The organism is Pseudoduganella sp. RAF53_2 (genome assembly GCF_052113985.1).
Classification (GTDB): Bacteria; Pseudomonadota; Gammaproteobacteria; order Burkholderiales; family Burkholderiaceae_D; genus Rugamonas.
This window is the reverse complement of the sequence record NZ_JBFRDW010000924.1, coordinates 1-1,642: the sequence shown is the minus strand read 5'-3', so window position 1 is coordinate 1,642 and position 1,642 is coordinate 1. Positions and strand designations below refer to the sequence as shown.

1 protein-coding gene and 1 riboswitch are annotated in these 1,642 nt (G+C 58.7%); the gene reads left to right on the top strand.

Annotated features, from left to right (window positions below):
• The first annotated feature begins 121 nt into the window (after window positions 1-121).
• Window positions 122-225, top strand: a riboswitch (ZMP/ZTP riboswitch).
• Between the two features lie 88 nt (window positions 226-313).
• On the top strand, window positions 314-1,558 hold the full coding sequence (gene glyA / locus AB4Z11_RS31070) for a serine hydroxymethyltransferase (RefSeq protein WP_442029943.1): 1,245 nt from the start codon (window positions 314-316) through the stop codon (window positions 1,556-1,558).
• Window positions 1,559-1,642: the final 84 nt, after the last annotated feature.

Here is a 1,642-nt window from a genome sequence, read left to right as displayed (position 1 = left end):
GGACAATCATGGGTTTCCTTCAACACAAAGGTCAGAATTGCACAACCCGGAAATTGTATCCGATATATCGGAATTGCCGTTGCTCTGATGCTGAGCATGAAATACAATCTTGGCTCCATTTACTGTCTCACGTAACTGGCGAAAAGCCGGCAATGGCCGGCGAGAGGTGGGTAACCACCGGGGAACGTGAGATCTCAATTAAAGCCGTTCGCCTGGGCAGCCAATGATGGAGTCGTGCGAAGACGGCTGCTCTGACTCATTTCGGCGCCCGCATTCGATCCTATCTGCCTTAGACAAAACCTGGAGTTTTTTCATGTTCGCTAAAGATCACACCCTCGCCAATGTTGACCCGGAACTGTTCGGCGCCATTCAGAACGAAAACAAGCGTCAGCACGACCACATCGAGCTGATCGCTTCCGAAAACTACACCTCCCCAGCGGTGATGCAAGCCCAGGGCTCGCAGCTGACCAACAAATACGCCGAAGGCTATCCAGGCAAGCGCTACTACGGTGGYTGCGAGTACGTGGACGTCGTCGAGCARCTGGCYATYGACCGCGTGAAGAAGCTGTTCGGCGCGGAAGCTGCCAACGTGCAGCCGAACTCCGGYTCGCARGCYAACCAGGGCGTGTTCTTCGCCGTGCTGAAGCCGGGCGACACCATCATGGGCATGTCGCTGGCGGAAGGCGGCCACTTGACCCACGGCATGGCACTGAACATGTCCGGCAAATGGTTCAACGTGGTTTCCTACGGCCTGACCGCTGAAGAAGACATCGACTACGACGCCATGGAAGCCCTGGCGAAAGAGCACAAGCCTAAGCTGATCATCGCCGGCGCATCGGCCTTCTCCAAGAAGATCGACTTCGAGCGCTTCGCTAAAGTCGCCAAGGCTGTTGGCGCCTACTTCATGGTCGACATGGCCCACTACGCCGGCCTGATCGCCGCTGGCCTGTACCCGAACCCAGTGCCGCACGCCGACTTCGTGACTTCGACCACCCACAAGTCCCTGCGCGGTCCACGCGGCGGCATCATCCTGATGAAGGCCGAGCACGAGAAGGCCATCAACTCCGCGATCTTCCCTGGCATTCAGGGCGGCCCGCTAATGCACGTGATCGCTGGTAAGGCCGTGGCCTTCCAGGAAGCGCTGCAGCCTGCATTCAAGGAATACCAGCAGCAAGTGGTGAAGAACGCCGACGTGCTGGCCAAGACCCTGATCAAGCGCGGCCTGCGCATCGTGTCCGGCGGCACCGAGTCGCACGTGTTCCTGGTGGACCTGCGTCCGAAGAACCTGACCGGCAAGGAAGCCGAAGCGATCCTGGGCCAGGCGCACATCACCTGCAACAAGAACGGCATCCCGAACGATCCGCAGAAGCCATTCGTGACTTCGGGCATTCGTCTGGGCTCGCCGGCGATGACCACCCGCGGCTTCAAGGAAGCGGAAGCGGAGCAAGTGGGCAACCTGATCGCCGACGTGCTGGATAACCCGAACGACGCTGCTACCATCGAGCGCGTGAAGGCCGCCGTGCAAGTGCTGGTCGATAAGTTCCCGGTTTACGCCTAAGCTGCCGGTTGGTACTATCAGGGCGCCGGGTCGAAAGGCCTGGCGCCTTTTCATTAGAATAATTAAACGAAGACACCCTTAAAC